This is a genomic window from Streptomyces sp. NPDC046335 (genome assembly GCF_055587985.1).
Genome location: NZ_JBVJFF010000004.1, coordinates 137,920 through 163,644, shown reverse-complemented (window position 1 = coordinate 163,644; position 25,725 = coordinate 137,920). Strand labels below are relative to the sequence as shown.

Here is a 25,725-nt window from a genome sequence, read left to right as displayed (position 1 = left end):
GGCAGTAACGTGACGGTCGTGGCCGGACCGACGACCGTGACGACACCTTGCCGGATATACGGCCGGAGCGCCCCGCTGCGCGCCGTCGACGCCCTGTCGGACGGCGTGCACGCGGGCCGTGGCGGGGCCCTGGTGCTCGCGGCGGCTCCCGGGCTCGGGCGCACCACGCTGCTCGCGCACGCCGCCCGCGCCTTCCGCTCCCGCCACCCGTCGGGCGAGGGCACGGTCCTGAGCACGCGTGCCGTGCCCGCGGAGAGCCTGATCCCCTGGAGCGGGCTGCACTCCCTGTGGTGTGCGGGGGCGGACCTGCCCGCACCTCCGGCCCAACCGGGGGCCCTGCTCGCCATGGTGCGCGACCTGGCGGGCGGCGGCCCCCTCCTGCTCTGCGTGGACGACTTCCACCTGTGGGACGCGGCGTCCCGCGCCGCCCTCGGCTTCACCGCCCGCCGCCTGAACGGGCCGTACCGCGTCGGCCTCCTCGTCTCCGTCGCCGAGCGCCGCGCCGGTGATCCGCACCTGGCCGAGCTGCCCGTGCTGCGCCTGGACCCGCTCGCGCCCGACGCGGCGGGCGCGCTCTTCGACGAGCTCACACGGGGCGGTGCCGATCCCGTCGTACGGGACGAACTGCTGCGGGCCGCGGCCGGCAACCCGGGGCTACTCCACGGCCTCGTCGCCGGGCTGACCCCACGCCAGCTCTCCGGACGAGCGGCACTGCCCCGCCCGCTGCCCGCGAGTCCGGCACCGCCCTACGGCGGCATGGCCCCGGAGACCACGGAGCTGCTGCTGCTCGCCGCGGCGGCCCATGTGCCGGGGGCCGAGTGTGCGGGCGCCGACGCCGATCTCGTCCTGCGGGCCGCCGCGGCCGCGGGCCTCGACGGCGCGGCGCTCGGTACCGCCGAGGCGGCCGGGATCGTGCACCTCGCGGACGGCCGCGTCCGCTTCGACGCCCCCGGGCCGCGCGAGACGCTTTACGCCGATGCCCCGCCCGCGCGGCGCCGGGCCGCCCACCGGCTGCTCGCCGCCGCCCTCGACGACACCCGCACCCCGCCGCTCCACCACCGCCTGCACCGGGCGCTGGCGGCGACCGCTCCCGACCCCGGCCTCGCCGCGGCGCTGGTCGCCGCCGCGCACGACGCGGGCACGGGTACCTCCCACGCCGAGCGGGCGGCGGCCCTGGCCGCCGCGGCGGACCTCACCGAGGCCGCGCGGGAGCGGGCGCTGCGCAGGGCGGCGGCCGCCGACCACGCCCGGCTCGCGGGCAGACCCGCCCGGGCCAGGGAGCTGCTGGCCACCGCGTGCTCCGAGTCGACCGACCCGCTGGTGCGCGGAGCCGTCGAACTGACCCGGGGGCGGCTCGCCCTCGGGGACGGTCCCGTGGCCGACGCCCGCGAGGCGCTGCTGCTCGCGGCGGAGCTGCTCCTGCCGCACGACCCGGACGCCGCCGCGGAAGCCCGGTTCTGCGCCATGGCGGCGGCCTGGGACATGGGGGACGCCACGGCCTACCTCTCCGCGCTCGGCACTCCCCCGGCCGCAGGCTCCGCACGGCGGGACCGTACGGACGCCGATCCTCAGGCGGAGGAGTACCGCGCCGCCATGTTCGTCGTCATGCGCGGGCGGCTCGGCGCGGCGAGCCGCGGGCTGCGCAAGGTCGTCGAGCAGGGCGAGCGGGCCGACGAGCCCGGGCGTCTGCTGCGGGCCGGGGTCGCCGCGCTCGTGGTCGGGGACCTCCCCGCGGCCTCCCGCATCAACGCCCGGGCGCTGGCCGCCGCGCGTTCGCGGGGCACGGACATCCACGTACCGCAAGCCCTTGAGCACCTGGCCTACGCCGAGCTGCGCGCCGGGCGGCACGCGCGGGCCAGGGCGCACGCCGAGGAGGGGCTGCGGGCCGCGGAGGCCACCGGGCAGTGCAACATCGCCGCCCAGCACCACGCGATCCTCGCCCTGGTGGCGTCGGTCGAGGGTGAGGACGAGGCGGTCACCGCGCGGGCCTCGGCCGCCGCGAGGATCGCCGACCGGCACGGCCTCGCGCAGGCGTCGACGCTGGCCCAGTGGGCGCTGGCCCGCCTTGAGCTGAGCCGTGGCCGCGCGCCGGAGGCCGCGGCGCGGCTCGGCCCCGTGGTGCGGCCGGGCCCGCGGCGCGGCCACTTCGCCGTGCGGATGCTCGCCGTGCCCTGTTACGTGGAGGCGGCCGTGCTCGCCGGGGAGGGCGAGCGGGCGCGGGCCTGCGTCGCGGAGTTCGCCGAGTGGGCGGCCCAGGGCGCCGATCCGCAGGCCCCCGCGCAACTGGCCCGCTGCCACGCGCTGCTCGCGGGCCCCGAGCAGAGCGACGCCCTCTACGCCGCCGCGCTCGCCCGCCATGAACTGTCGGGCGGCGACTTCGAGAACGCCCGCACCCAGCTCCTGTACGGCAAGTGGCTGCGCCGCAGGCGCCGCCCCGGCGAGGCCAGGGGCAGGCTGCGGGACGCCCTGGTCTCGTTCGAACGCTGTGGGGCGCGTGCCTGGGCCGAGCAGGCGCGGGCCGAGCTGCGCGCCACGGGCGAGGCCGGAGCCGCCGAGCCGCCGGGGGGCCGGTTGTCGTGCCTGACCCCGCAGCAGCTCAGGATCGCCCGCTGCGTCGCGGAGGGCGCCACCAACCGCGAGGTGGCCCGGCGCCTCTCGGTGAGTCCGCGCACCGTCGACCACCACCTGCGGAACGTCTTCGCGCTGCTCGGGGTACGCTCGCGCGTCGAACTGTCCCGGCTCGTCGCCCGGTGCGAGCAGCTCTCCGCGCACGACGGGCGTTAGGCCATCCGGTTTCTGTTATCCGGGCGTGGCCCCCGCGTCTCCCTCGTGCCGGAGGAGACAAGCCCCCCACACAGAAAGTGGACACAGCGTGAGCAGCGAACGCCAAGTCGCGATGGTCAGAGCGGCACAGGACGGGAACCAGCAGGCGCAGGACACCCTTGTGGCGGAGTATCTGCCGCTGGTCTACAACATCGTCGGGCGGGCCCTGAACGGGCACGCGGACGTGGACGACGTGGTGCAGGAGACCATGATCCGGGTCCTGGGCGGTCTGGACGGTCTTCGCGACCCGGAGAACTTCCGCAGCTGGCTCGTGGCGATCACCATGAACCAGATACGCGGCCACTGGCGGGAGCGCGCCACGGGCGCGATACCCGGCGGCGGCGGTCTCGGCGACGGGTACGACGTCGAGGACCCGGGCGCGGACTTCGTGGACCTGACCATCACCAGGCTCGGCCTCTCGGGCCAGCGCAGGGAGACCGCGGAGGCCACCCGGTGGCTGGACGAGGACGACCGGGCCCTGCTGTCGCTGTGGTGGCTGGAGGCCGCGGGTGAGCTGACCCGGGCGGAGGTCGCCGAGGCGCTCGAACTGACCCCGCAGCACGCGGCGGTACGGGTGCAGCGGATGAAGGCCCAGCTGGAGACGAGCCGCGTGGTGGTCCGTGCCCTGGTGACCGACCCCCGCTGTGCGGGCCTCCAGCAGATAGCCGCCGGCTGGGACGGCGTACCGTCCGCCCTCTGGCGCAAGCGCCTGGCGCGCCATGCCCGTGACTGCGCGGTCTGCACGAGCCACTGGTCGAATCTCGTGCCCGCCGAGCGGCTCCTCGTGGCGCTCGGCCTCGTGCCCGCCGGGGCCGCCCTCACCGCCGCGGTCTCCCGTCCCGGGCTGGTCACGGTCGGCTTCGCCCAGGACGCGCCCGTCTCCGCGCGCGCCCTCGCCCGTCGCGCACGCGCCAAGCGGCAGCGCCGCACCGCCGGGGTGGCCGCCGCGGTCGCCGCGCTGGTCGCCGGGGGCGCGGCGGTGCATCTGTTCACGGGCCCGGAGGAGGACGAGAGCTCCCGGGCCACCGCCGCCGCCCCGGCCGACCCCACCGCCGAGAAGACCACGAAGAGCGCCTCGCCCTCCGCGAAGCCGTCCCCCGGCAAGAGCAAGGACAAGACGGAGAAGAAGGAGAAGGAGAAGGACGAAAAGAAGGAGGGAAAGAAGGCCAAGGCGACGAAGAAGCCGAAGCCCTCGCCGAAGCCCACCAAGGCCGCGCCGAGACCGAAGCCCGAGGCCCCCGCCCCCGAGACCCCCAGCGGCGCCGCCGCCCAGGTCGTCTCGCTGGTCAACGCCGAGCGCGCGAAGGCGGGTTGCGGGCCCGTCCGCGCCAACTCCGAGCTGGACACGGCCGCCACGAAGCACTCCGCGGACATGGACGCGCGCGACTACTTCGACCACACCAGCCCGGACGGCACCGACCCCGGCGACCGCATCACCGCCGCCGGCTATCAGTGGAGCACGTACGGCGAGAACATAGCCCGCGGCCAGCAGACCCCGGCCGCGGTGATGGACTCCTGGATGAACAGCTCGGGCCACCGCGCCAACATCCTCAACTGCGACTTCAAGGAGCTGGGCGTCGGCATCCACCGCGCCTCCGGCGGCCCGTGGTGGACACAGGCGTTCGGCACGTCCCGCTGACGGCACCCGGGTCCGCCGGACGGGGCGTCCCCCACAGGCACCTCCGCTGTCGCTTCTACCGCAACCGTGCACAGTTCGCCGTTCCCGCGCACCGCGCGGAAGCGGCGGGCCCTATGCTCCCGCAGTAGATGGCAGCGGGTCACGGCGAGTGCCCGCTCGGGGGCGACGGGGGGACGGGACCGCATGACCGTCGAGGAGTACTGGAGCAGGAGCGACGACGAGCTGTACGCCTTGCTGGGGGCGGAGCTCCTGGGTGCGGGCGTGGGGCTCTCACCCGCTGACGACGAGGACAAACGCCGGTTCGGGCAGCAGTGGTTCGCCAACAAGCACCGGGAACTCCAGAGCAAGATCTGCCATCACGAGCGGACCCAGGCGCTCATGGGCACCACCGGTTCGGACCGGCTCCTCGACGCCTGCGCCCTCCAGGAAGTGCTCCAGCAGTCCTTCGGCGACCCCACGACGGCCGCCCTCATCGCCGTCCTCGTCGCCAGGGTGGGACTCGGCACCTTCTGCCACAACGCGCCCGCGCGCCCATGACGACCCTGGCGGACCGCAAGCGCGCGATGCTCCAGGCGGACCGCGAGGCGGTGCTGGAGGAAAAGCGGCGGCAACTGCGGGAACTCGGGGCCCACGACCTGCTCCGACAGGTCGACGACTACGCCACCAGCTGGCGACAGGACCCTCGGTGCGAGCCGGGCACCGACCTGTCCGCCGGCTTCATGGACATGGTGGGCGAGGAGTTGAGGGCCGCGATGGCCGACCTCGGGGCGAGCGCCGCCCGGCTCGACTCGCTACGCCTCGTCACCACGCTCGACCAAGCCGTGTCGGCCCAGATGACCCCCTTCGACGACGGCTCGGGCCTGATCATCGTCGCCGACGGGATCTTCGGCATCTGCTCCGGCTACTGCCAGTACCTCGCTCTCTGCGCCGACCAGAGGTCCCACGCCGCGTCACCGCCCACGGCCTTCTGGCGACTGCTGCGCGACCTGGGCAAGGGGGAGGTCTTCGGGTACGAGGACGTGCTCACCGCCCTGCTGCGCTACCACACCGCCCATCAGCGGGCCTTGGCCGTGTCGACGCAGTTGGGGGTGCGGCTCAGCCCGCAGGGCGAGCGGTACGCCTGGCAGCTGAGCCACCTCGCCCATCGCTTCGTCATCGGCCATGAGATGGCCCACCACGTTCTCGGGCACTCCCACGGCCCGAACGCGTTCGCGCCGGGCGAGCACCTCCCGGCCTGCTCCGCGGACGACCGCAGGGAACGGGACGCGGACCGGCTCGCCTTCCGGGCCACCAGACGAGCCAGTGAGAGGCAGAGCCACGGCCGGTGGGAAGCGTTGGTCATGCTGGAGCGGGCCACCATGGCCGCGCTGGTGGCCATGATGGCCCTGCACGTGGCGGAACGGACGCTGTTCGTCCACCGCGGTTGCACGCACCCCCCGGCCGAGGTCAGGACGGGCTGGCTGCTGGAGCAGCTCAAGCCGGGCAAGCAGCGGTCCACACGCCGTCTCCTGCGCGTGCCGATGCAGGCCACGGAGGCCGCCACCGATCTGTCGGAGCATGCCCGGCCCTTCTCCTGGCAGGCGTTGGACCCGGACCTGGTGTTCAGCCCCATGCCGCGCTCGCACCTGGAGGCGATCGGCGAGTTCGACGCGTTGCAGTGCGAGACGGAGGCCTTCCACGTCGCCTGGCTGGAACGGCACGCCACGGCCGACACCGCCTGGCTGGGCGAGGGAGCGAGGCTGGCCGCCGCCGGGGAACCGGCGTCCGCGCTGCGGCGCTGGGGCGTGGACGAAGAAACCTCCCGCGCACTGTGCGACCCTCGACGGGCACTCACCTTCTTCACGTTGAAGGAGCACATCGCCCGGTCCTTCACCGCGCGGGGCATCGCGGAGCCGTGGGTGGCGCCGCACGCGCTGGCGGCGGGCATGCTGATCGCCCGGCGCGTGCAGCCGCGCCGGGCGGCGACCACCCGGCCGGGGCTATGACGCAGGCTCTCAGCCGACCCGCTGGGAGTGGAACTGCTCCAGGCGGCGCTGGGCCAGCGAGAGGGCGCCTCGCTGGCGGCCCGGCACCCGTCGGCGCAGGGCGATCATGGCGGGGCCGAGGGCGCGTACGGTCTCGGCGTCGCGTACGCGGTCCCAGAGGTGGTGCGCACGGTCCGCCGCGGCCTCCACCTCCGGTGAGTCGGGCGTCTGACCCGCCGTCAGGCGGGCCGCGGCGACGGCGAGCCAGGTCTCGCAGCCGCGTGCCGGGTCACCGGCGAAGCGCGCGAGGTCGGCGCGGACTTCCATCCAATGGATGACCTCGTTCGAACCGGGTCCGTGCGTGCGCAGCGCGGTCTGCTCCCACGAGGCCGCGAGGGCCGCCGCCTCGCCGTGCCGTCCCGCCTGCACGGCCTCGGTGATCGCCGCGTGCGGATCGGCGGGCCGCTGGGGCAGTGACTGCGGGGGTCGCGCGGCGGGCGGCGCCGTGGCGGGATCGTGGGCGAGCACCAGGTCCTTGGCGTCGTCGCCGAGGGACTGGGCGACGGCCTGCTGGTGGAGCTGGAGGGGCGGCGGGCGGTGTCCGCTGCGCAGGACGGTGGCGAGCGCCTTCATGTACGCGGGGTCGGCGGGCGCCCTGCGGCGGGCCGGCGGGGCGACTCGGCCGTACAGCGCGACGCCGGGGCCGGCTTCGAGCGGGTGCGCGGCCAGGGCCGCCCAGCTCTCGGCGTCGGTGTGCAGGTCGGCGATGACCGTGGTGCTGCCCGCGGGGCGCAGCCGCACCTCCTGGGCGATCCAGTGCCAGGGGAATCCGGTGTACCGCATGGTCGCCGGGGTGGTGCGGGCCAGCGCGAGGTGCAGCATGCGCTGGCGTTTGTCCAGGTGCACCTGTCCGATCAGGTAAATGGTCAGCGGGCCCGGCGCCATGGCCGCGGCGCGCAGCCGGGTCAGGACCGTCTGCGGCTCCAGCGGATCGGCCAGTTCCACCACGCTCGCGGTCGCGGTCCCGGCGAGCGTCGCCGGGGTCACCGCCGCGAGTACGGGCAGGACGGAGGCCGCGTCGACCAGACGGCTCTTGTTCACGGGGGCCGCCGCGACGAGCAGCGCAGTACCTGGCACCGGCCCCTCCCTCTCGATCACCACGTCAGCACCGTAGCCGCTGCTTGCGCCGGGCACGACAACAGGGCGGTGATCCGTACGAATTGGCGGTGGTTATGGGCGGTTCGACCCCTCCTGATGAGCCTCCGGCCGGTCACCCGGAGTACGCCGGATGGCACAGTCGGCGTGCGCCCCGCGCGTTCGGCCGCTGTGCTTGGTGAGATGGAGAACCACATAGACGGCCCGCTTCCGGCGGGCACGACCACACGACGTGAGGCCCTGGGCCTCGCCGCGGGGCTCCTGGCGGGCGGTGCCCTCTCCCTGGGGGCCGCCGCGCCCGGAAGCGCCGCGGACCCCTTCGCCGCGGGAGCCGACGGCGACTGCCTGCTCGACTACGACGCCGAGTTCGAGGAGGCGCTGGCCCACGGAGACGCCGAGTTCCCCGTGGAGGACGACGAGCGCAACCGCGCGCCGCGTCCGCGCCGCATCCTCCCCGTGCGGCGGCGCTACCGGGTCAGTGCCCGCTACGGGGTGCGCGGCAATTGGGCCGCGGGTCACCACACCGGTGTCGACCTGGCGGTTCCGCGCGGCACCCCGGTGTACTCGGTCGGCGGCGGGCGGGTCGTGCTGGCGGGCTGGTCGGGTGCGTACGGCATGGCCGTCACCGTGCGGATGCCGGACGGGTACTACGCGGTCTACGCCCATCTCTCCCGCATCTCGGTGCGGCGGGGCGCCCGTATCCGCACCGGCTCCAGGATCGCGAGCAGCGGCGCGACGGGCCGGGCCACAGGACCGCACCTCCATCTGGAGATCCGTGCCCGGCGCGGCTACGGCTCGGACGTGAACCCCGTCAAGTACCTGGCCCGGCGCGGCGCCCGCATCTGATTACCCTGTGTAGTCAGTGAACTGACGCTCCATCAGTTCCGTCTCTCGCTCAAACTTCCCGACGGACAAGGGTACGAACGCCTCTGAGCGGGAACGATGGACATGGGACCTCGGCACCGTCCTTGGACGGCGACAGCGTCCGAACCCGGTTCCACCAGGTCAAGCCACCTCCAATGACTACGCTCCGTGAATTCCGTGAAGGAGGCAGGAAACTGCTGAACCGTGAGACGGACACTGCCGACTTCACCTTCGGTCTGCGTCACCGCGTGGTGAACGGCACCGATGTCCTTACGTTCTGGGGCGAGCTGGACGCCTGGGCGGACCAGGAGCTCGGCCCCCATGTCATAGCCCTCCTCGACCAAGCGGGCCACCAGGTCGTGGCCGACCTCAGAAAGGTGACGTTCCTGGACGCCGGCGGCCTGCGGCTGCTCGTGCGGATCCGCAAGCGCGTGGCCGCCGACCGGGGCACCCTGTGGCTCGTTCCCGGCCGCCCCGGCAACTGGCGGGTACTGCGGCTCACGCGGCTCGACCGCACGTTCACCATCCCCGCCAGCGCTCCGTACGCGGACGGCCGGACGGGCGTGAGCACCGGCTTCCGCTGAGTCCGCATGCCCCCGCCAGGCGCCGCCTTGACCGCATGAAGCGGTGGTGGCGGGGCATCCGGGAGCCATGCATCTGCCTTCGATGACAGCGCAAGGAAAGGGCCATGCCCGGCGGGCGGCCAAGGGACGGACCGCCGACGCGGTGGCGCGGGCCGGTTTCATCGGCCGTGGCGTGATCTACCTCCTCGTCGGAGCGCTCGCCCTGCGGATCGCCTTCTCCGACGAGGGGCAGCGCCAGGCCGACCGCGGGGGTGCCGTGGCCGAGCTGGCTGACCGCCCGTTCGGGAACGTACTCCTGTGGCTGCTCGGCCTCGCCCTGGCCGGGATGGCGCTGTGGCGGCTCTCCGAGGCCGCGTTCGGCCAGGCCGGGCCGGACGGTCACAAGGCGGGCAAGCGGGCCACGTCCGGCGCGCGCTTCCTCTTCTACTGCTTCGTTTCGTACTCCGTCCTCGCCTACGCGGCCGGCGACGAGGGAAGCGGCAGCGGATCGAGCGACAAGCACACCAAGGACGTGACGGCCAAGGTCCTCGACTGGCCGGGCGGGCAGTGGATCGTCGCCGCCGCGGGCGCCGGTGTCGTCGTGGCGGGGATCTGGATCGCCGTACGGGCCATGATGCGGAAGTTCCACAAGCGGCTGCGCCTCTCCGAGATGCCGCGGCGCACGCGCCAGGGCGTCGACGTCCTCGGCGTCGTCGGCGGCACCGCCAGGGGCGTGGTGTTCGGCGTCGCCGGCGGATTCGCCGTCGCCGCGGCGCTGCGGCACAAGCCCGGCGAGGCCAAGGGCATGGACAACACCCTGCGCTCGTTCACCGGCACCGGCGCGGGCCCCTGGCTGCTCGCGCTCATCGCGGTCGGCCTCGTCGCCTTCGGCCTCTTCTCCTGGGCGAACGCCCGCTGGCGCAAGGTCTGAGCCATCGGCAAGGCCTGAGCCACCGGCACACGCCGGGAGAGGCGCGGCGTCAGTGCTGCGGGGCGAACGCGAACCGTACGCCGGTCAGTTGCCCGGAGACCTCCCACAGGCGGCGTCCTGCCCCGGCGTCGGCCGCCCCGGGTGACAGCTCCACCCGTGTCGGCGCGCCCCGCAGCTCCGCCGGGCCGCCCGGCCCGATGAACTCGCCGCCCACGACGTCCGGATCGGTCGCCGCGCGGAGCTGCGACCGGGCGCCGTCCGCGGGGCGCTGGGCGAACAGCGGGTTGCCGATGCGGCCGAGCAGCACGCGCCAGAGGCCGGTGGGCCCGTTGAGCTGAAGGTTGGTCGCGGTGTAGCCGGGGTGGGCGAGCACGCTGCGCACCGGGCTGCCCGCCTCGGTGAGACGCAGGTGGAGCTCACGGCCGAAGACGGCGTTGGCGAGCTTGGACTGGTTGTAGTAGGCCATGGGCCGGTAGCGGCGCTCGCCGTGCAGGTCGTCGAAGAAGAGCCGCCCCTGCCGGTGGTTCACCGAACTGACCGTCACCACACGCGGATCGCGGCCCGCGCACAGGAGGTCGAGCAGCAGCCCGGTGAGCGCGAAGTGGCCCAGGTGGTTGACCGCGAACTGAAGCTCGTGCCCCTGCGCGCTCAGCGAGCGCGGCGGCGCCATCACGCCGGCGTTGTTGACGAGCACGTCGAGGCGGGAGTGGTCGGCCCTGAGCCCTTCGGCGAAGGCGCGGACCGAGTCGAGATCGGCCAGATCGAGGCGGCGCACCTCCAGGCTCGCACCGGGCCGCTCAGCGGTGATCTCGGCGACGGCGCGACGCCCTTTCGCCTCGTCCCGCACGGCGAGGATCACATGCCCGCCCCTGCGGGCGAGCGCCCGCGCCGTCGCGAGACCGAGTCCGCTGCCCGCCCCCGTGACAATGAAGGTCCGGCCGGTCTGATCCGGCATCTCATCGATGGTCCACTGTCGCTGCGTCATGCGGCACATGCTGCCCTCACTGGCACTGAGTGTCAACATGTTCCCTCAGTGCCAAACACGGCATCAGATGTACGATGACGGGGTGAGCCAACGCCCCGAAATGACCATGGCCGAGCGCAAGCGACGGCTCGTGTCGGACGAACTGACCGAGTCGGCGCTCCAATTGCTGGCGCTGAAGGGGTTCGACGCGGTCACCGTCGACGAGATCGTGACCACCGCCGGTGTCTCCCGGCGCACCTTCTTCCGCTACTTCGCGTCCAAGGAGGACGTGGTCGTCCAGTTCCTCGCCGACATGGGCACCGGCATGCGCGCGGACCTCGCGGAGCGCCCCGCGGACGAACCGCCCTCGGTGGCGCTGCTGCACGCCGTGCGGGTGCCGCTGGCGACCTGCGCCGCCCACTCCGAACGTGCGCTGCGCGTGGTGCAGTTGATCCTGCGCACGCCCGCCCTGCTGGGGCGTTTCCTGGAGCGTCAGGCGCAGTGGCGCGACGATCTGGCCGAGGAGCTGGCGCACCGGCTCGGCCTCGGGCACGGGAGCGCCCTGTATCCACGCCTCGCCGCCGGGATGGCGCTGGCCGCCTTCGACGCGACGCTCCAGCGGTGGAGTGACGCGGAGGGCGCCGAGGACCCGGTCGCGCTCCTCGACCGGGCGTTCGCCGTGATCGCCCCGGCGCTGGACTCCACCGAGGGGCGGTAGCCCGGGACGGACCCCGGGCCACCGTCACCGGTCCTCTCAGACGACCGCCCCCGTCCCGCGCTCCTTCCCCCGCCGCGCCTCCAACGGGCTGTAATCGCCCGACGTCCTGCCGGGCCGTCCGGGCCTGGCGGGCGGCGGCTGGGCGGGGCTGCGCTGTTCGAGGGCCACGGCGATCGGCACGGCCGTGAAGACCGTCGATGCCATGCCGACCAGGACCCCGGCGATCAGCGCCAGGGAGAAGTCGGCGAGCGAGTCGCCGCCGAGCACGGCGAGCGCGGCGAGGATGAACAGCGCGCCCATGCCGGTGTTCACCGTGCGCGGCAGGGTCCGCACGACCGCGCGGTTGGCGGTGGACGCCAGATCGGCACGCGGATCCCGGCGCCTGGCCTCGCGTACGCGGTCGAAGACGACCACCGTGTCGTTGACCGAGTAGCCGATCACGGTGAGCACCGCGGCGAGGAAGACGCTGTCCACCGGCTTGCCCAGCCAGGCGAAGAGGCCCACCACCAGCAGGACGTCATGGACCATCGCCGACACGGCCGCCGCCGCGAACGTCCAGCGGAAGCGCACGCTCAGATAGAGCAACTGGGCGCCGACGGCGATGGCGAGGGCGATGAGTGCCTTCTGCCGCAGCTCGTCGCCGAGGCTGGGGCCGATCAGTTCGTCGCGCTCGACGGTGACGGTGCCGCCTTCCTTCTCCAGCGCCGCCGTGACGCGCCGCTGCTCGTCGTCGGTGAGCTTCTCCGTGCGTACCGTGATGTCGCCCTCCCCCGACTCCTGCACCACGGCGCGCGGGAAGCCCGCGTCGGACACCGCACCGCGGGCCGTGTCCGCGTCGAGGGGCTTGCTCGTGCTGTACTCCACGAGGCGGCCGCCCGTGAACTCCACGCCGAAGTCCAGGCCGCGCAGCACGATGCCCGCCACGGCCACCACGACCAGCAGGGCGCTCGCGCCGAGCCAGCGGCGCCTGTGGCGCAGCAGATCGGGGTCGCGCCGGGCCAGCCAGGCGCGGACCCGGCCGGTGGTGGTGATGCCGGTCAGGGCGGGCCGCCTGCGTACGGCCTCCCGGCTGACGGCGAAGTCGGCGAAGCACCGGGTGATGACGAGGGCGGTGACCATCGAGGCGAGCACACCGACGCACAGGGTGACGCCGAAGCCCTTGACCGGACCGGTGGCGAAGAAGAACAGCAGCCCCGCGGCGAGCAGCGTCGTCACGTTCGAGTCGATGACCGCGCTCCACGCCTTGGCGAAGCCGGTGCGTACGGGCTTCGCCAGATCCGGTGATCTGACCGCGAGGTACTCCTCCCGCGCCCGCTCGAAGACGAGGACGTTGGCGTCGACGGCCATACCGATGGCCAGGACGAATCCGGCGAGCCCCGGCAGAGTGAGCGTCGCGCCGAGCGCCACCAGGGCGGCGTACGAGATCAGCCCGTACAGCGCGAGGGCGAGGGCGGCGAGCGCACCGAGCAGCCGGTAGACGACGGTGATGAACAGCGCGGTCAGGGCGATGCCGATGAGGGCGGCCTGGGTGCTCGCGGCGATGGCGTCGGCGCCGAGCGTGGCACCGACGGTGCGCTGCTCGATGACGTCGACGGGCACCGGCAGGGCGCCGCCCTTGACGAGCGCCGCGAGGTCGCGGGCCTCTGCCTGGTCGAAGCCGCCGGTGATCTGGGTGGAGCCGCCGGTGATGCCGGTCTTGCAGGCCACGTCCGGGTTGACGCTCGGCGCCGAGATGATCTTGTCGTCGAGGGTGATGGCGACGCGCCGCTCGGGTGCGCCCTGCGGCGCGCACGCCGCCTCGCCGGTGACGCGTGCCCAGGCGTCGCCCGCACCGTCTCGGAAGTCGAGCGAGACGGTCCAGCCGGCGAGCGACTGCTGGTCGAGGACCGCCTCGGCGTCCTTGACGCCGTCTCCGGAGAGTACGGCCGGGCCGAGGACGAGACGGCTGCCGGGCCGGTCGGGGTCGGGCAGGGCGCGCGATCCGCCGGGAGCCTTCTTCTCGGCGGTCTCGCCCGTCACCGGGTGCACGGAGAGCTGGGCCGTGCGGCCGATGACCTCGGCGGCCTTGCGCGGGTCCTGGACGCCGGGCAGTTCGACGATGATCCGCTTCTCGCCGGAGCGGGCGAGGCCGGGTTCGGAGACGCCGAGGGCGTCGACGCGCTGCCTCAGCACCTCAAGGGCGCGATCGGTGGACCCGGCGTCGGCCTTGACCTTCGGCGCGTCCTTGGTCTCCAGGACGATCTGGGTGCCGCCCCGCAGATCGAGGCCGAGGCGGGCGGTCTGGGTCAGGGCCACATAGAGCGAGAGGCCGACGACGGCCAGCGCGACGACCGCCCGCCACAGGGTCGCCCGCGACTTCCGGGTGCGTGGCTTGGTGGCGCGTGGCTTGGCGGTGCGTGGCTTGCGGGCGCGTGGCGCACGGGGAGCGGGCGCAGGGGACATGGGTTCTCCACGATGAGGGCAGGACGGAGGGACGCGTGACCGTGCGGCGCGAAAGGCGCCGGGTCAGGCGTCGGGGAGGGTCTGCGTGCTCATCGGTGGGGCGGGCCCCGCGGGACGGCGGCCCCGCTCGCCTGACGCGGCGTCGACCGCGCGGCGGGGCGGGCGTCCGGCTCGTACGGAGCGCGGGGCGGCACCACGTCGGGGGACGTGCGCGGGGAGCCCAGTGGCTGCGGCCCCGGGATGTGGGCGTCCAGGCGGTGGGCGACGGTGACGCGGAGCGCGGGGACGTCCTCGGGCCCGGTCTGCTTGCCCGCGTGCGGCGCCACCGCGTGGTGGGCGAGCCGCCCGTCGCCCGGCACTCCGTACGCCGTCGCGGTGGACGGCACGAACAGGGCGAGGACGGCGACGAGGAGGGAGAGCGCGGACGCGGCCAGGCGTGCGGGACGGCGCTGCTGCGACACGCGGGTCCCCCGTCCTCGGTCTCCGGCACCGCCGGCCGGTGCTTCACGGGGCGCACACGGCGTGCCCCGACCTGCCCAACGTACGAGGCGCTCCCGGAGGTTCCGCACCACGGTACCCACCGCATCGTAGGCGGTGGGCGGCCACGGGAAGCGGGTTCAGGCCCTTTGGCCTGCCGCGGAGGTGACGTCCTCCACGGCTCCGGTGCCGATGTCGAAGACCCAGCCGTGCAGGGTGAGGGCGCCGCGGTCCACGGCGTCGGCGACGCGGGCGTACGCGGCGAGGCGGGAGAGCTGGAGGCGGACGTTGGCACGGATGAGCGCGTCCTTGCGCTTCGACGGCGCGACGTCGGCCGTCTCGGCCACGGCGGCGTCCGCGTGCCGGAGCCAGTCGGCCACCGCGGGCGTGGCGCTCAGGTCGGCCCCCTCGGCGAGGGCCGTCATCGCGCCGCAGTCGGAGTGGCCGCACACCACGACATCGGTGACGCCGAGCTCGGCCACGGCGAACTCGATGCTCGCGGCCACCCCGTCCCCGTACGGCGTGTGGACGGGGATGAGGTTGCCCGCGGTGCGGACGACGAAGAGCTCGCCGGGCTCGCGCTGGGTGATCAGCTCGGGCACGACACGGGAGTCGGAGCAGCCGATGTACAGGGCGTCCGGTGTCTGGCCGGTGGCGAGGCGCTCGAAGAGGCGCGCCTTCGCGGGGAAGACGTCCCGCTGGAAACGTCTCACCCCGGCCGCGAGGCCTTCTGTCACGGTCACTCCCTCGGGTAGGGGGCGGCCCTGTGCGGACCGGCGCGATTCACCATGCCCGACCTCGGGCCATGGAGCCGGAGACGCGGCCGGGCAGTAACTCTGACGGCGGACCGGCGGTCCCACGCGCAACTTCCGGCGCTTGAACATCACTTGAAGCCTTGACGGAGTTCTGACAACCAGTATGGTCTAGGCCAATGAGTCGACCGAGGCGCCCGGTCGTCTCTTCCCCCTCACCCCCCCACCCAGAGGGAGCAGAGATGCGTTCCAAGCGAAAGCTGGCAGCAGTCGTGGGCGCGGGCATCGCGCCCGTGCTCGTCCTGACCGCGGTCGGTCCGGCCGGGGCCCACGGTTACGTCTCCACACCGCCGAGCCGCCAGGCCCAGTGCGCCGCGGGCACCGTGGCGTGCGGCGAGATCACCCATGAGCCGCAGAGCGTCGAGGGCCCCAAGGGACAGACGACGTGCAGCGGCGGCAACTCACGCTTCGCCGAGCTGGACGACGACAGCAAGGGCTGGCGGGTCACCGACGTCGGCTCGTCGCAGGACTTCAGCTGGAAGCTGACGGCGGCCCACCGGACCAACACCTGGCAGTACTTCGTCGACGGCAACAAGATCGCCGAGGTCGACGACGGCGGCGCCCAGCCCGGTTCGACCGTCACCCACAAGGTCGACTTCGGCGGCCTGACCGGCAAGAAGAAGGTCCTCGCGGTGTGGAACATCGCGGACACCTCCAACGCGTTCTACGCCTGCATCGACGTGAACATCAAGGGCTGAACCCACGCCGGTGAGTGGTACGGGCTGAACACCCACCCCCCACACACCCGTGCCGCATCGCCCGCCCCAGGGGAACGCCGGCGTTCCCCCGGGGCGGGCGCTCCGGTGTGTCCCGGGGAGCCCCCGTCACCGGGCCCCGCTAGTCACCCGTATGCCAAAAGGATCCGTCCGGACGCGCATCTCCAGGCATAGCAGGCCGTTGAAGACCTGCACTAGCTTGCCCGAGCCCCCCTCTGCACCCCCACCGCGCACCGCCCCCACGTCCGGAGGAGATCGCTCATGCGGATGCCCGCACAGCAGCGCGCCGTCGCCACCCTCGCCGCCGTCACAGGAATCGCCGCGCTCGGCCTCGGCGCGGGTCCCGCCGCCGCCGAGAGCTCCGATCCGCTGCGGTACGTCGCCCTCGGCGACAGCTACAGCGCCGGATCGGGCGTACTGCCCCTGGACCCGCAGGCACCGCTCCTGTGCGCCCGCACCTCGAAGAACTACCCGCACCTCCTTGCCGCCTCGACCGGCGCGAAGCTCACCGACGTGACCTGCGGCGGCGCGCAGACCAAACACTTCACCACCGCCCAGTACCCCGGCGTGGCCCCGCAGTTCGACGCGCTGAAGAGCGACACCCAGCTCGTCACCCTCACCATCGGCGGCAACGACAACAGCACGTTCATCAACGCGATCCTCTCCTGCGGCAGCGCCGGCATCCTCACGGGCGGCAAGGGCAGCCCCTGCAAGGACAAGTACGGCAGCACCTTCAAGGACCAGATCGACAAGAACACGTACCCGGCGCTCAAGGCCTCGCTGAACGAGATCAGGGCCAAGTCCCCGAAGGCGAAGGTCGCGATCCTCGGCTACCCGTGGATCACCCCGGCGCAGGCCGTCCCCGGCTGCTTCGCCAAGATGCCCATCGCCGAGGGCGACGTGCCCTACCTGCGCGACCTCCAGACCCATCTGAACGGCGCCGCCCAGCGCGCGGCCGGCGAGACCGGCACGACGTTCGTCGACCTGGCCGCGGCCTCCGACGCGCACGACGCCTGCCGCCCCGCCGCCGAGCGGTGGATCGAGCCGGTGCTGTTCGGCACCAACTTCATCCCCGTGCACCCGAACGCGGCGGGCGAGGCGGGGATGGCCAAGGAAGCGGCAAAAGCCTTGAACCTGACCTGACCGGACACCCCGCGCGCGGCCCGGCAGAGGGGGCTGAGATCCTGGTGCGGTGATCGGGATCATATGGCCCACCAGCAAGAACCGCAGCGACCGCGCCCGCAGGGACCGCTCGTCGCGGGCCCTCCGTGCCGGGGTCTGCGGTGCGTTGCTCCTCGCCCTTCTCAGCTCCCTCGCCGCCTGCTCGTCCGGCGGGTCCGACAGGGCCGGGCCCGGCAGGTCCGCGGCCCGGACATTGGGGGACGGCGTCCGTCAGCCCGCTGCCGACGCCGTCTTCGACTACCAGTTGGGCGGGGCATACCAGCCCCCGGCGAAGACGCGGGCCGTCTCCCGCGACCGCTCCGCCGACCCCGCGCCCGGCCTCTACTCCATCTGCTACGTCAACGCCTTCCAGGCCCAGCCCGGCAAGAAGGCCGCCCGCTGGTGGCAGCGCGAGCACCCCGACCTCCTCCTGCGCGACGACGAGGGGGAGACGGTCATCGACGAGGACTGGCGGGAGCCCCTGCTCGACATCTCCACCGGCAAGAAGCGCGCGGCCCTCGCCGGCATCGTCGGCGAGTGGATCGACGGCTGCGCGGACTCCGGCTTCGACGCGGTGGAGCCCGACAACCTCGACTCCTACGAACGCTCCGACGGGCTGCTCACCGCCGACGACGCGGCGGAGTTCGCCCGCCTCCTGGCCGAGCGGGCCCACCGCTCGGGCCTGGCCATCGCCCAGAAGAACACCACGGACCTGATCGACGAGCGCCGCCGCATCGGCTTCGACTTCGCCGTGACCGAGGAGTGCGCCCGCTACCAGGAGTGCCCCGACTTCGCGGCGGCGTACGACGGGAAGGTCTTCGACATCGAGTACGAGAAGAAGGACTTCGCCGCCGCCTGCCGCTCCTGGGGCAAGGAGCTCTCCATCACCCTGCGCGACCGCGACGTCCTGCCCGCGGGCGAGGAAGGCCACGTGTACGAGCACTGCTGAGGCAGGCGCGTCACGCCTTGTCCCGCGGCGGCGGAGGCGGCGTCGGTGCTCCGCGCGGGGGCGCGATCTTCGCGTACGCCGCCGGGGCGCCGGACCCGGGCGCGTCCGCGGCGGCCGGGGTGAGCGCCTCGTCCGGCGGCAGCATCCTGTCGCGGTGGGCACCGGGGTCCCAGCCGGTGTCCACGACCCGCTTCTGGAAGACGACCGCGCCGAGCAGGACGGCGGCGCCGATCAGCAGCATCAGGATGACGCCGCCGGTCTCGCCCGCCTTGGCCGCGTAGCCGATCAGTGTGCCGAACCAGCCGAAGTCGGCGTCCCCGAACGTGGTGTTCTCGTCGCCGAAGGCACCGAGGACCTTCAGGAGCAGCGCGGGCAGGAACGTGATGAGGACGCCGTTGACGAAGGCGCCGGCGGCCGCCCCGCGCCGTCCGCCGGTGGCGTTGCCGTAGACGCCCGCGGCGCCGCCGGTGAAGAAGTGCGGGACCAGGCCGGGCAGGACCAGGGCGAGCCCGAACGCGGGGTGGAAGACCCAGGCGAGCAGGCCGAGGCTGACGAGGCCGCCGATGAAGCTGGAGATGAAGCCGACGAGGACGGCGTTCTGGGCGTAGGGGAAGACGATCGGCGCGTCGAGCGAGGGCACCGCTCCGGGCACCAGCTTCCTCGCGATGCCCTGGAAGGCCGGCACGAGCTCGCCGAGGATCGTGCGGACGCCGAAGAGGATCACGGCGACCGCGATGCCGAACTGCAGGCCCTGCATCACGGACTGCATGACGTAGTCGCCGACGCCGCTCGCGCCGGCCCCGCCGTCGCCGAAGGCCTTGAAGGCGGTCTCCTTGCCGGCCTTGCCGAGGAAGACGAGCGACATGATGAGGTAGATCAGGACCATGGACAGGGCGGTCGCCACCATCGAGTCGCGCAGGAAGCGCAGTCCTTCGGGGAGGTTCATCTCCTCGGTGCTGCGGCTGCGGCGGCCCACCAGTTGGCCCGTGGCGCCGGACGCGATGTATCCGGCCGTGCCGAAGTGGCCGATGGCGACGCTGTCGTTGCCGGTGACCCGCTTGGTCCAGGGGTGCGCGAAGGCGGGCATCGCCACGAGGAGGATGCCGAGCAGGAAGCCGCCGACCACGACCACCACCCATGAGGACTGGCCCGCGATGGCGAGGACCATCGTCAGGAGCGTCGCCATGAACAGCATGTGGTGGCCGGTCAGGAAGACATAGCGCAGGGGTGTGAAGCGGGCGAGGAGCAGGCTGAACGCGAAGCCGAGGATCATCAGCCAGGCGACGCGGGCGCCGTACTGTTCCTGGGCGATGCCGACGATCGCCTCGTTGGTGGGGATCACCCCATGGGCGCCGGTGGCGCCCTGGATCATCTCGCCGAGCGGGGCGAGGGCGCCGACGACGAGCGTGGCGCCCGCCCCGATCAGCAGGAAGCCCAGGGTCGCCTTGATGGCGCCGCCGACGACCTGGCCCGCGGACTTCCTCAGCGCGAGCAGCCCCGCGGCGGTGATGAGGCCGATGAGATAGGCGGGTTGGCTGAGGATCTCGTTGACGAGGAACTCGGCGATCGACACGAGCCAGTCCATGGTGGTTCTCCTTGGACGGCCGGCCGCCGCGGGGCGGTCGGTGGGTCTGGTCCGGTCAGACGTCGTAGGTGTCGCGCAGGACGCGGTCGGCCTCGGCCGCGCTGGTGAAGTCCTCGACGACCTTCACGGGGACGCCCACGTCACCGAGGGTCCGCGCGATCTCCCGCGAGGTGAGGATGGCGACGGCCTCATCGGCCTTGCCCTTGGCCGAGATGGTGTCCGTCGCCTCGACGGTGACGTACCGGCTCCATCCCCAGCGGTCCAGGACGCCTTCGAGGGTCTGCTTGAGGAAGAGGCTGGTGCCGACTCCGTTGCCGCACACGGTCAGGATCTTGTGCGGGCCGCCGCCGCGTGCCGCTTCCTTCCGCGGCGATGCGGGCTCGGCGCCGCCGGCGGGCTCGGGGCCACCGGTCAGCAGCGCGTGCACCGCCTCGGGGGTCGGCGCCTCGCGCAGGGCGCGCGCCTTGTCGGGGTCGGCGAGCAGCCGGGCCAGGGCGCCCATCGCCGCGGTGTGCTCGGAGGCGTCCTTCGCGGCGAGGCCGACGACCAGCTCGACGGGGTCGTTGGCCTCGTGGCCGAACTCCACGGGCCCCGCGAGCCGCACCCACGACATGCCGGTGCCGAGTACGGCGGGCGAGGGCCTCGCGTGCGCGAAGGCGAGACCGGGCGCGATGACGATGTAGGGCCCGTTCCGCTCCACGTTCTCGATCATCTCGGCGGTGTACGTGTCCGTGGCGGCGCCCGTCGCGACCATCAGGTCACCGGCGCGCCGCACGGCTTCGCGCCAGTCGGCCGCCGGGGCGTCGAGGAGGACGGCTTCCACGGGGAGGATTTCGTTCAGCGCTGCCATACGCATGATTCTCACCGACCTGCGCGGATCACGCAGTCACGTCGATGACCTTGCCGCCGACTTCGAGGAGCCGTCCCGCCCCTGCGGCCCCGGTCGGGGTCAGCCGCCACCGCCCGCGGGCCGGACCACCTCGCGAACGAACGCCCCCGGTTCAGGCGCCGACGTACGCCGCGAGGTGCTCGCCGGTGAGCGTCGCGCGCTTGGCCACCAGGTCGGCGGGGGTGCCCTCGAAGACGACCTTGCCGCCGTCGTGACCGGCGCCGGGGCCGAGGTCGATGATCCAGTCGGCGTGCGCCATGACGGCCTGGTGGTGCTCGACGACGATGACCGACTTGCCGGAGTCGACGAGACGGTCGAGCAGCCCCAGCAGTTGCTCCACGTCGGCGAGGTGGAGCCCCGCGGTCGGCTCGTCCAGGATGTAGACGCCGCCCTTCTCGTTCATGTTCGTGGCGAGCTTGAGCCGCTGCCGCTCGCCGCCCGAGAGCGTGGTGAGCGGCTGGCCGAGGCTCAGGTAGCCGAGCCCGACGTCGACGAGGCGGGTGAGGACGCGGTGCGCGGCGGGTGTGCGGGCCTCCCCCTCGCCGAAGAACTCCGCGGCCTCCGTCACGGACATCGCGAGGACCTCGCTGATGTCGCGCCCGCCGAGGCGGTATTCGAGGACCTCGGGCTGGAACCGCTTGCCCTCGCACTCGTCGCAGGGCGTGGAGACCCCGGCCATCATCGCCAGGTCGGTGAAGATGACGCCGGCGCCGTTGCAGGCGGGGCAGGCGCCTTCGGAGTTGGCGCTGAACAGTGCGGGCTTGACGCCGTTGGCCTTGGCGAAGGCCTTGCGGACCGGGTCCAGCAGACCGGTGTACGTCGCCGGGTTGCTGCGCCGTGAGCCGCGGATCGCGCCTTGGTCGACGACCACCACATCCGGGTCGACGCCCTGGGAGCCGCCGACGAGCGAGCCGTGCACCAGCGAGCTCTTGCCGGAGCCCGCGACCCCGGTGACGACGGTCAGCACGCCGAGCGGGATGTCCACGTCGACGTCGCGCAGGTTGTGCGTCGAGGCGCCGCGGATCTCCAGGGCGCCGGTGGGTTCGCGCACCGTCTCCTTCAGGGACGCCCGGTCGTCGAAGTGGCGTCCGGTGAGGGTGCCGCCGGACCGCAGCCCCTCGACGGTGCCCTCGAAGCAGACGGTGCCGCCCGCCGCGCCCGCGCCGGGGCCGAGGTCGACGACGTGGTCGGCGATCGCGATCGTCTCCGGCTTGTGCTCCACGACGAGCACGGTGTTGCCCTTGTCCCGCAGCCGAAGCAGCAGGTCGTTCATCCGCTGGATGTCGTGCGGGTGCAGGCCGACGGTGGGCTCGTCGAAGACGTACGTGGTGTCGGTGAGCGAGGAGCCGAGGTGGCGGATCATCTTCACGCGCTGTGCCTCGCCGCCCGAGAGCGTGCCCGCGGGCCGGTCGAGGGAGAGGTAGCCGAGGCCGATCTCCACGAACGAGTCGAGGGAGCGCCGCAGCGCGGTCAGCAGCGGCGCCACGGAGGGCTCGTCGAGTCCGCCGACCCACGTGGCCAGGTCGCTGATCTGCATGGCGCAGGCGTCGGCGATGCTGATCTTCTCGATCTTCGAGGACCGCGCCTCGGCGCTGAGCCGGGTGCCGTCGCACTCGGGGCAGGTGGCGAAGGCGACAGCCCGGTCCACGAAGTCCCTGATGTGGGGCTGCATGCCCTCGCGGTCCTTGGCCAGGAACGACTTCTGGATCTTGGGGATGAGCCCCTCGTAGGTGAGGTTGACGCCGTTGACCTTCACCTTGACCGGCTCGCCGTACAGGAAGGCCTGGAGCTCCTTCTCGGTGTACTCGCGGATCGGCTTGTCCGGGTCGACGAAGCCCGACTGGGCGTAGACCTGCACGGTCCACTGGCTGTCGGACTTCCAGCCGGGGATCGTGAAAGCCCCCTCGGCGAGCGACTTGGAGTCGTCGTAGAGCTGGGTGAGGTCGATGTCGGAGACCTTGCCGCGGCCCTCGCAACGCACGCACATGCCGCCGGTGCGGTTGAAGGTCGCCTTCACGGTTTTGGTCTTGCCCGCGCCGCGCTCGACGGTGATCCCGCCGCTCGCCCGGACCGATGCGACGTTGAAGGCGAACGCGTTGGGCGAGCCGATGTGCGGCTTGCCGAGGCGGCTGAAGAGGATGCGCAGCATCGCGTTGACGTCGGTGGCGGTGCCGACCGTGGAGCGCGGGTCGGCGCCGAGCCGCTGCTGGTCGACGATGATCGCGGTGGTGAGGCCGTCGAGCACGTCGACCTCGGGCCGGGCGAGGCTCGGCATGAAGCCCTGCACGAAGGTGCTGTACGTCTCGTTGATCATCCGCTGCGACTCGGCGGCGATGGTGTTGAACACCAGGGAGCTCTTGCCGGATCCCGAGACGCCGGTGAACACCGTGAGCCTGCGCTTGGGGAGTTCGACGCTGACGTCCTTGAGGTTGTTCTCCCGCGCCCCGTGTACGCGGATCAGGTCGTGGCTGTCGGCGGCGGGCAGCGCGGGCGCCTGCTCGTCCGTACGTGGGGCCTTGCTCATCGTCTCTTCCTCTCCCGGGGCGTGCTGTGCGTGGCGCCCAGGTTATGGAGGCTGTGGTGCGGGCGCTTCTTGATTCCTGATCGGTTGCGGAACCGTGCCCTGCCCGCGGGGACGCGGCGCCGGACCGACCGGCCAAAACGTCCTCCGCACACGGCTGGGCGGGCCGGCCGGAACCCCTTTGTCAGGTGGTCCCGGCCGGCCCGCCCGGCGGGTACGACGGTGTGTCAGCGGCCCACGGGCGCCAGCTCACGTTCGGTCTCCGCGCCGGGCGTCGCCGTGTCGCCGAGGTTCTTGTGCAGCTTCTCGCCCTCCACGTCCACGTTCGGCAGCGCCTTGTCCAGCCAGCGCGGCAGCCACCACGCGGACTTGCCGAGCAGGGCGAGCACCGCGGGGACGATCGCCATGCGGACGACGAAGGCGTCGAAGAGGACGGCGACGGCAAGGCCGAAGCCCATCATCTTGATCATGTCGTCGTTCTCCATGATGAAGCCGGAGAAGACGCTCATCATGATGACCGCGGCCGCGGCCACGACCCGCCCGCCGTGGGTGAAGCCGGTGACGACCGACTCGCCGGCGCTCGACCCGTGGACGTACGCCTCGCGCATCCGGGTCACGAGGAAGACCTCGTAGTCCATGGCGAGACCGAAGACCACGCCGATCATGAAGATCGGCATCATGCTCATGATCGGGCCAGGCTGGTCGACGCCCACGATGTCCGCGAGCCAGCCCCACTGGAAGACGGCGACGACTGCGCCGAGCGCGGCCGCCACCGAGAGCAGGAAGCCGAGCGCCGCCTTGAGCGGGACCAGGATCGAGCGGAAGACCAGCATCAGGAGCAGGAACGCCAGGCCGACGACCAGGGCGAGGTACGGAATGAGCGCGTCGTCCAGGGTCTGCGAGAAGTCGATGGTCATCGCGGTCTGGCCGGTGACCAGGATCTCGGAGCCGGTGTCGTCGCCGATGTCACCGGCGTTCGAACGGATCGTCTTGACCAGTTCCTCGGTCTCGTGGTCGCTCGGCCCGGTCTTCGGCACCACGTTCATGATCGCGGTGTCGTCGGCCTTGTTGGGCGCGGGCGGCGTCACGGCGACGACTCCCTCGACCTTGGCGAGCTTGTCGCTGACGGTCTTGGCGGCGGCCGCCACGTCGGCGTCCTTGCTGATCGTGACCATCAGGGGGCCGTTGAAGCCCGCGCCGAAGGACTCGGACAGCATGTCGTACGCCTTGCGCTGGGTGGTGTCCGGCGCGGACGTGCCCTCGTCGGGCAGGCCGAGTTCGAGGCTGGTGGCAGGCACCGCCACCGCGCCGAGGCCGACGACCGCGACGATCAGGACGGCGAGCGGGCGGCGCAGGACGAAGCGGGCCCAGCGGGTGCCGAGCTTGGGCTTGGCGTGCGGGTCGTCCAGCGTGCCCGCGGGCTTCTTGCGGTCCTTGCGGCGCAGCACCTTGCGGCCCGCGAAGCCGAGCAGCGCGGGGATCATGGTGAGCGCGATGAGGACGGCGACCACGACGGTGCCTGCGGCGGCCAGGCCCATCTTGGTGAGGATCGGGATGTTGACGACCGCGAGGCCGGAGAGGGCGACGACGACGGTGAGTCCCGCGAAGACCACGGCGGATCCCGCGGTTCCGGTGGCCCGTCCCGCGGCGTCCTCCGGCGTGCGGCCCTCGGCTATCTCCGCCCGGTAGCGGGAGACGATGAAGAGGGCGTAGTCGATGCCGACGGCGAGGCCGATCATCATGGCCAGCGTCGAGGTGGTGGCGGAGAGGTCGAGGACACTGCCCAGCGCCCCGATGGCGGAGATGCCGATGCCGACGCCGATGATCGCGGTGAGCAGCGGCATGCCCGCGGCGACCATCGAACCGAAGGTGAGGATCAGGACGACCGCGGAGATCGCGATGCCGATGAGTTCGGCGGTGCCGCCCATCTCCTGCTCGGCCATGACGGCGTCACCGCCGGTCTCGACGGTGAGCCCCGCGTCACGGGTCTCGTCGGTGGCCTTGGTGAGGGCCTCCCGCGACTTGTCGGTCAGCTCGGTGGCGACCACCTTGTACGTGACGGACGCGTACGCGGTGGTGCCGTCCTTGCTGACGGTCTTCGCCTTGTACGGGTCGTCGACGCTCGCCACCTGCGAGCCCTTGCCGATGGCCGCGATCATCTGCTCGACCTCGGCCTTGGGCTTCGCCGAGGTGATCTTCTCGCCCTCGGGGGCCCGTATGACGACGCGGGCACTGGCGCCATCGGCGCTGGCGGCGGGGAAGCGCTTCTCCAGGAGGTCGAAGGCCTTCTGCGACTCCGTTCCCGGCATCGAGAACGAGTCCTCGGGCGCTGCCGGAGCGGTCGAGGCCGCGACGATCGCACCGCCGAGGAGAGCCACCCATAGCAGTGCCACATAGCGGCGTCGCCTGAAGGCGAGGCGGCCTAGTTTGTACAGGAACGTAGCCACGGCGAAGGAGACTCCCGTCGGGGTTGGGCAGGCAGGGTCGGCCCCCTTCGATGCGCGGTCTCCGCACATCCGAGGTGCGATCTCCGCACGTCAGGGGGTCCAGCA

20 protein-coding genes are annotated in these 25,725 nt (G+C 72.8%); 11 read left to right on the top strand and 9 right to left on the bottom strand.

Annotated elements, in window-relative coordinates:
- Positions 1-18: 18 nt before the first annotated feature.
- The 4 genes from ACZ6JY_RS10185 to ACZ6JY_RS10170 all read left to right on the top strand — a co-directional run bounded on the left by ACZ6JY_RS10185 (position 19) and on the right by ACZ6JY_RS10170 (position 6,447).
- Positions 19-2,784 carry a helix-turn-helix transcriptional regulator gene (locus ACZ6JY_RS10185; RefSeq protein ID WP_469194194.1) on the top strand — a complete coding sequence of 922 codons (2,766 nt, stop codon included), beginning with the start codon at positions 19-21 and terminating at the stop codon, positions 2,782-2,784.
- Between the two features lie 88 nt (positions 2,785-2,872).
- Entirely contained in the window at positions 2,873-4,462 is a 1,590-nt protein-coding gene (locus ACZ6JY_RS10180) for a sigma-70 family RNA polymerase sigma factor (protein ID WP_469194192.1), read from the top strand.
- Positions 4,463-4,645: 183 nt separating this feature from the next.
- A complete protein-coding gene (locus ACZ6JY_RS10175; RefSeq protein WP_469194190.1) occupies positions 4,646-4,999 on the top strand; it encodes a hypothetical protein in 354 nt (117 codons plus the stop codon).
- Positions 4,996-6,447: a hypothetical protein gene (locus ACZ6JY_RS10170; RefSeq protein WP_469194188.1), complete on the top strand. Its 1,452-nt coding sequence runs from the start codon at positions 4,996-4,998 to the stop codon at positions 6,445-6,447. The genes ACZ6JY_RS10175 and ACZ6JY_RS10170 overlap by 4 nt, the downstream gene beginning before the upstream one ends.
- Positions 6,448-6,456: 9 nt before the next feature.
- Here ACZ6JY_RS10170 and ACZ6JY_RS10165 read toward each other — a convergent pair whose 3' ends face one another.
- Complete coding sequence (locus ACZ6JY_RS10165) at positions 6,457-7,563, bottom strand: hypothetical protein (RefSeq protein ID WP_469194186.1); 1,107 nt, start codon at positions 7,561-7,563, stop codon at positions 6,457-6,459.
- 201 nt (positions 7,564-7,764) lie between these two features.
- Here ACZ6JY_RS10165 and ACZ6JY_RS10160 point away from each other — a divergent pair, with 201 nt between their 5' ends.
- The 3 genes from ACZ6JY_RS10160 to ACZ6JY_RS10150 all read left to right on the top strand — a co-directional run bounded on the left by ACZ6JY_RS10160 (position 7,765) and on the right by ACZ6JY_RS10150 (position 9,939).
- Positions 7,765-8,427: a M23 family metallopeptidase gene (locus ACZ6JY_RS10160; protein ID WP_469194184.1), complete on the top strand. Its 663-nt coding sequence runs from the start codon at positions 7,765-7,767 to the stop codon at positions 8,425-8,427.
- Positions 8,428-8,600: 173 nt separating this feature from the next.
- On the top strand, positions 8,601-9,029 hold the full coding sequence (locus ACZ6JY_RS10155) for an STAS domain-containing protein (RefSeq protein WP_469194182.1): 429 nt from the start codon (positions 8,601-8,603) through the stop codon (positions 9,027-9,029).
- 67 nt (positions 9,030-9,096) lie between these two features.
- Positions 9,097-9,939 (top strand): DUF1206 domain-containing protein, encoded by an 843-nt coding sequence (locus ACZ6JY_RS10150; protein WP_469194180.1) that lies wholly within the window; start codon positions 9,097-9,099, stop codon positions 9,937-9,939.
- A 49-nt stretch (positions 9,940-9,988) separates the two neighbouring features.
- Here ACZ6JY_RS10150 and ACZ6JY_RS10145 read toward each other — a convergent pair whose 3' ends face one another.
- Positions 9,989-10,924, bottom strand: coding sequence for an oxidoreductase (locus tag ACZ6JY_RS10145; RefSeq protein ID WP_469194178.1), 936 nt, complete (start codon positions 10,922-10,924; stop codon positions 9,989-9,991).
- Between the two features lie 100 nt (positions 10,925-11,024).
- Here ACZ6JY_RS10145 and ACZ6JY_RS10140 point away from each other — a divergent pair, with 100 nt between their 5' ends.
- Positions 11,025-11,621, top strand: a complete 597-nt coding sequence (locus ACZ6JY_RS10140; RefSeq protein ID WP_469195010.1) for an acyl-CoA-like ligand-binding transcription factor — start codon at positions 11,025-11,027, stop codon at positions 11,619-11,621.
- A 36-nt stretch (positions 11,622-11,657) separates the two neighbouring features.
- On the opposite strand, the gene secD is transcribed toward ACZ6JY_RS10140, so the two are convergent.
- The 3 genes from secD to ACZ6JY_RS10125 form a co-directional block, all read right to left on the bottom strand.
- Positions 11,658-14,063: a protein translocase subunit SecD gene (gene secD, locus ACZ6JY_RS10135; protein WP_469194176.1), complete on the bottom strand. Its 2,406-nt coding sequence runs from the start codon at positions 14,061-14,063 to the stop codon at positions 11,658-11,660.
- A gap of 89 nt (positions 14,064-14,152) precedes the next feature.
- Positions 14,153-14,524, bottom strand: coding sequence for a hypothetical protein (locus ACZ6JY_RS10130; protein ID WP_469194174.1), 372 nt, complete (start codon positions 14,522-14,524; stop codon positions 14,153-14,155).
- 156 nt (positions 14,525-14,680) lie between these two features.
- Complete coding sequence (locus ACZ6JY_RS10125) at positions 14,681-15,277, bottom strand: carbonic anhydrase (RefSeq protein WP_469194172.1); 597 nt, start codon at positions 15,275-15,277, stop codon at positions 14,681-14,683.
- A 257-nt stretch (positions 15,278-15,534) separates the two neighbouring features.
- On the opposite strand from ACZ6JY_RS10125, the gene ACZ6JY_RS10120 reads away from it, so the two are divergent.
- The 3 genes from ACZ6JY_RS10120 (at position 15,535) to ACZ6JY_RS10110 (ending at position 18,178) form a co-directional block, all read left to right on the top strand.
- Positions 15,535-16,050 carry a lytic polysaccharide monooxygenase auxiliary activity family 9 protein gene (locus tag ACZ6JY_RS10120; protein ID WP_469194170.1) on the top strand — a complete coding sequence of 172 codons (516 nt, stop codon included), beginning with the start codon at positions 15,535-15,537 and terminating at the stop codon, positions 16,048-16,050.
- Between the two features lie 285 nt (positions 16,051-16,335).
- Entirely contained in the window at positions 16,336-17,211 is an 876-nt protein-coding gene (locus tag ACZ6JY_RS10115; RefSeq protein ID WP_469195008.1) for an SGNH/GDSL hydrolase family protein, read from the top strand.
- A gap of 58 nt (positions 17,212-17,269) precedes the next feature.
- Positions 17,270-18,178 carry an endo alpha-1,4 polygalactosaminidase gene (locus tag ACZ6JY_RS10110; protein WP_469195006.1) on the top strand — a complete coding sequence of 303 codons (909 nt, stop codon included), beginning with the start codon at positions 17,270-17,272 and terminating at the stop codon, positions 18,176-18,178.
- Positions 18,179-18,188: 10 nt separating this feature from the next.
- Here the strand turns inward: ACZ6JY_RS10110 and ACZ6JY_RS10105 are convergent, their stop codons facing one another.
- From ACZ6JY_RS10105 to ACZ6JY_RS10090, 4 genes are all read right to left on the bottom strand, one after another.
- Positions 18,189-19,763, bottom strand: coding sequence for a PTS ascorbate transporter subunit IIC (locus tag ACZ6JY_RS10105; protein ID WP_469194168.1), 1,575 nt, complete (start codon positions 19,761-19,763; stop codon positions 18,189-18,191).
- A gap of 55 nt (positions 19,764-19,818) precedes the next feature.
- Positions 19,819-20,613 (bottom strand): PTS sugar transporter subunit IIAB, encoded by a 795-nt coding sequence (locus ACZ6JY_RS10100; protein ID WP_469194166.1) that lies wholly within the window; start codon positions 20,611-20,613, stop codon positions 19,819-19,821.
- 151 nt (positions 20,614-20,764) lie between these two features.
- Entirely contained in the window at positions 20,765-23,176 is a 2,412-nt protein-coding gene (locus ACZ6JY_RS10095) for an ATP-binding cassette domain-containing protein (RefSeq protein WP_469194164.1), read from the bottom strand.
- Between the two features lie 224 nt (positions 23,177-23,400).
- Complete coding sequence (locus tag ACZ6JY_RS10090) at positions 23,401-25,620, bottom strand: MMPL family transporter (protein WP_469194162.1); 2,220 nt, start codon at positions 25,618-25,620, stop codon at positions 23,401-23,403.
- Between the last annotated feature and the right edge of the window lie 105 nt (positions 25,621-25,725).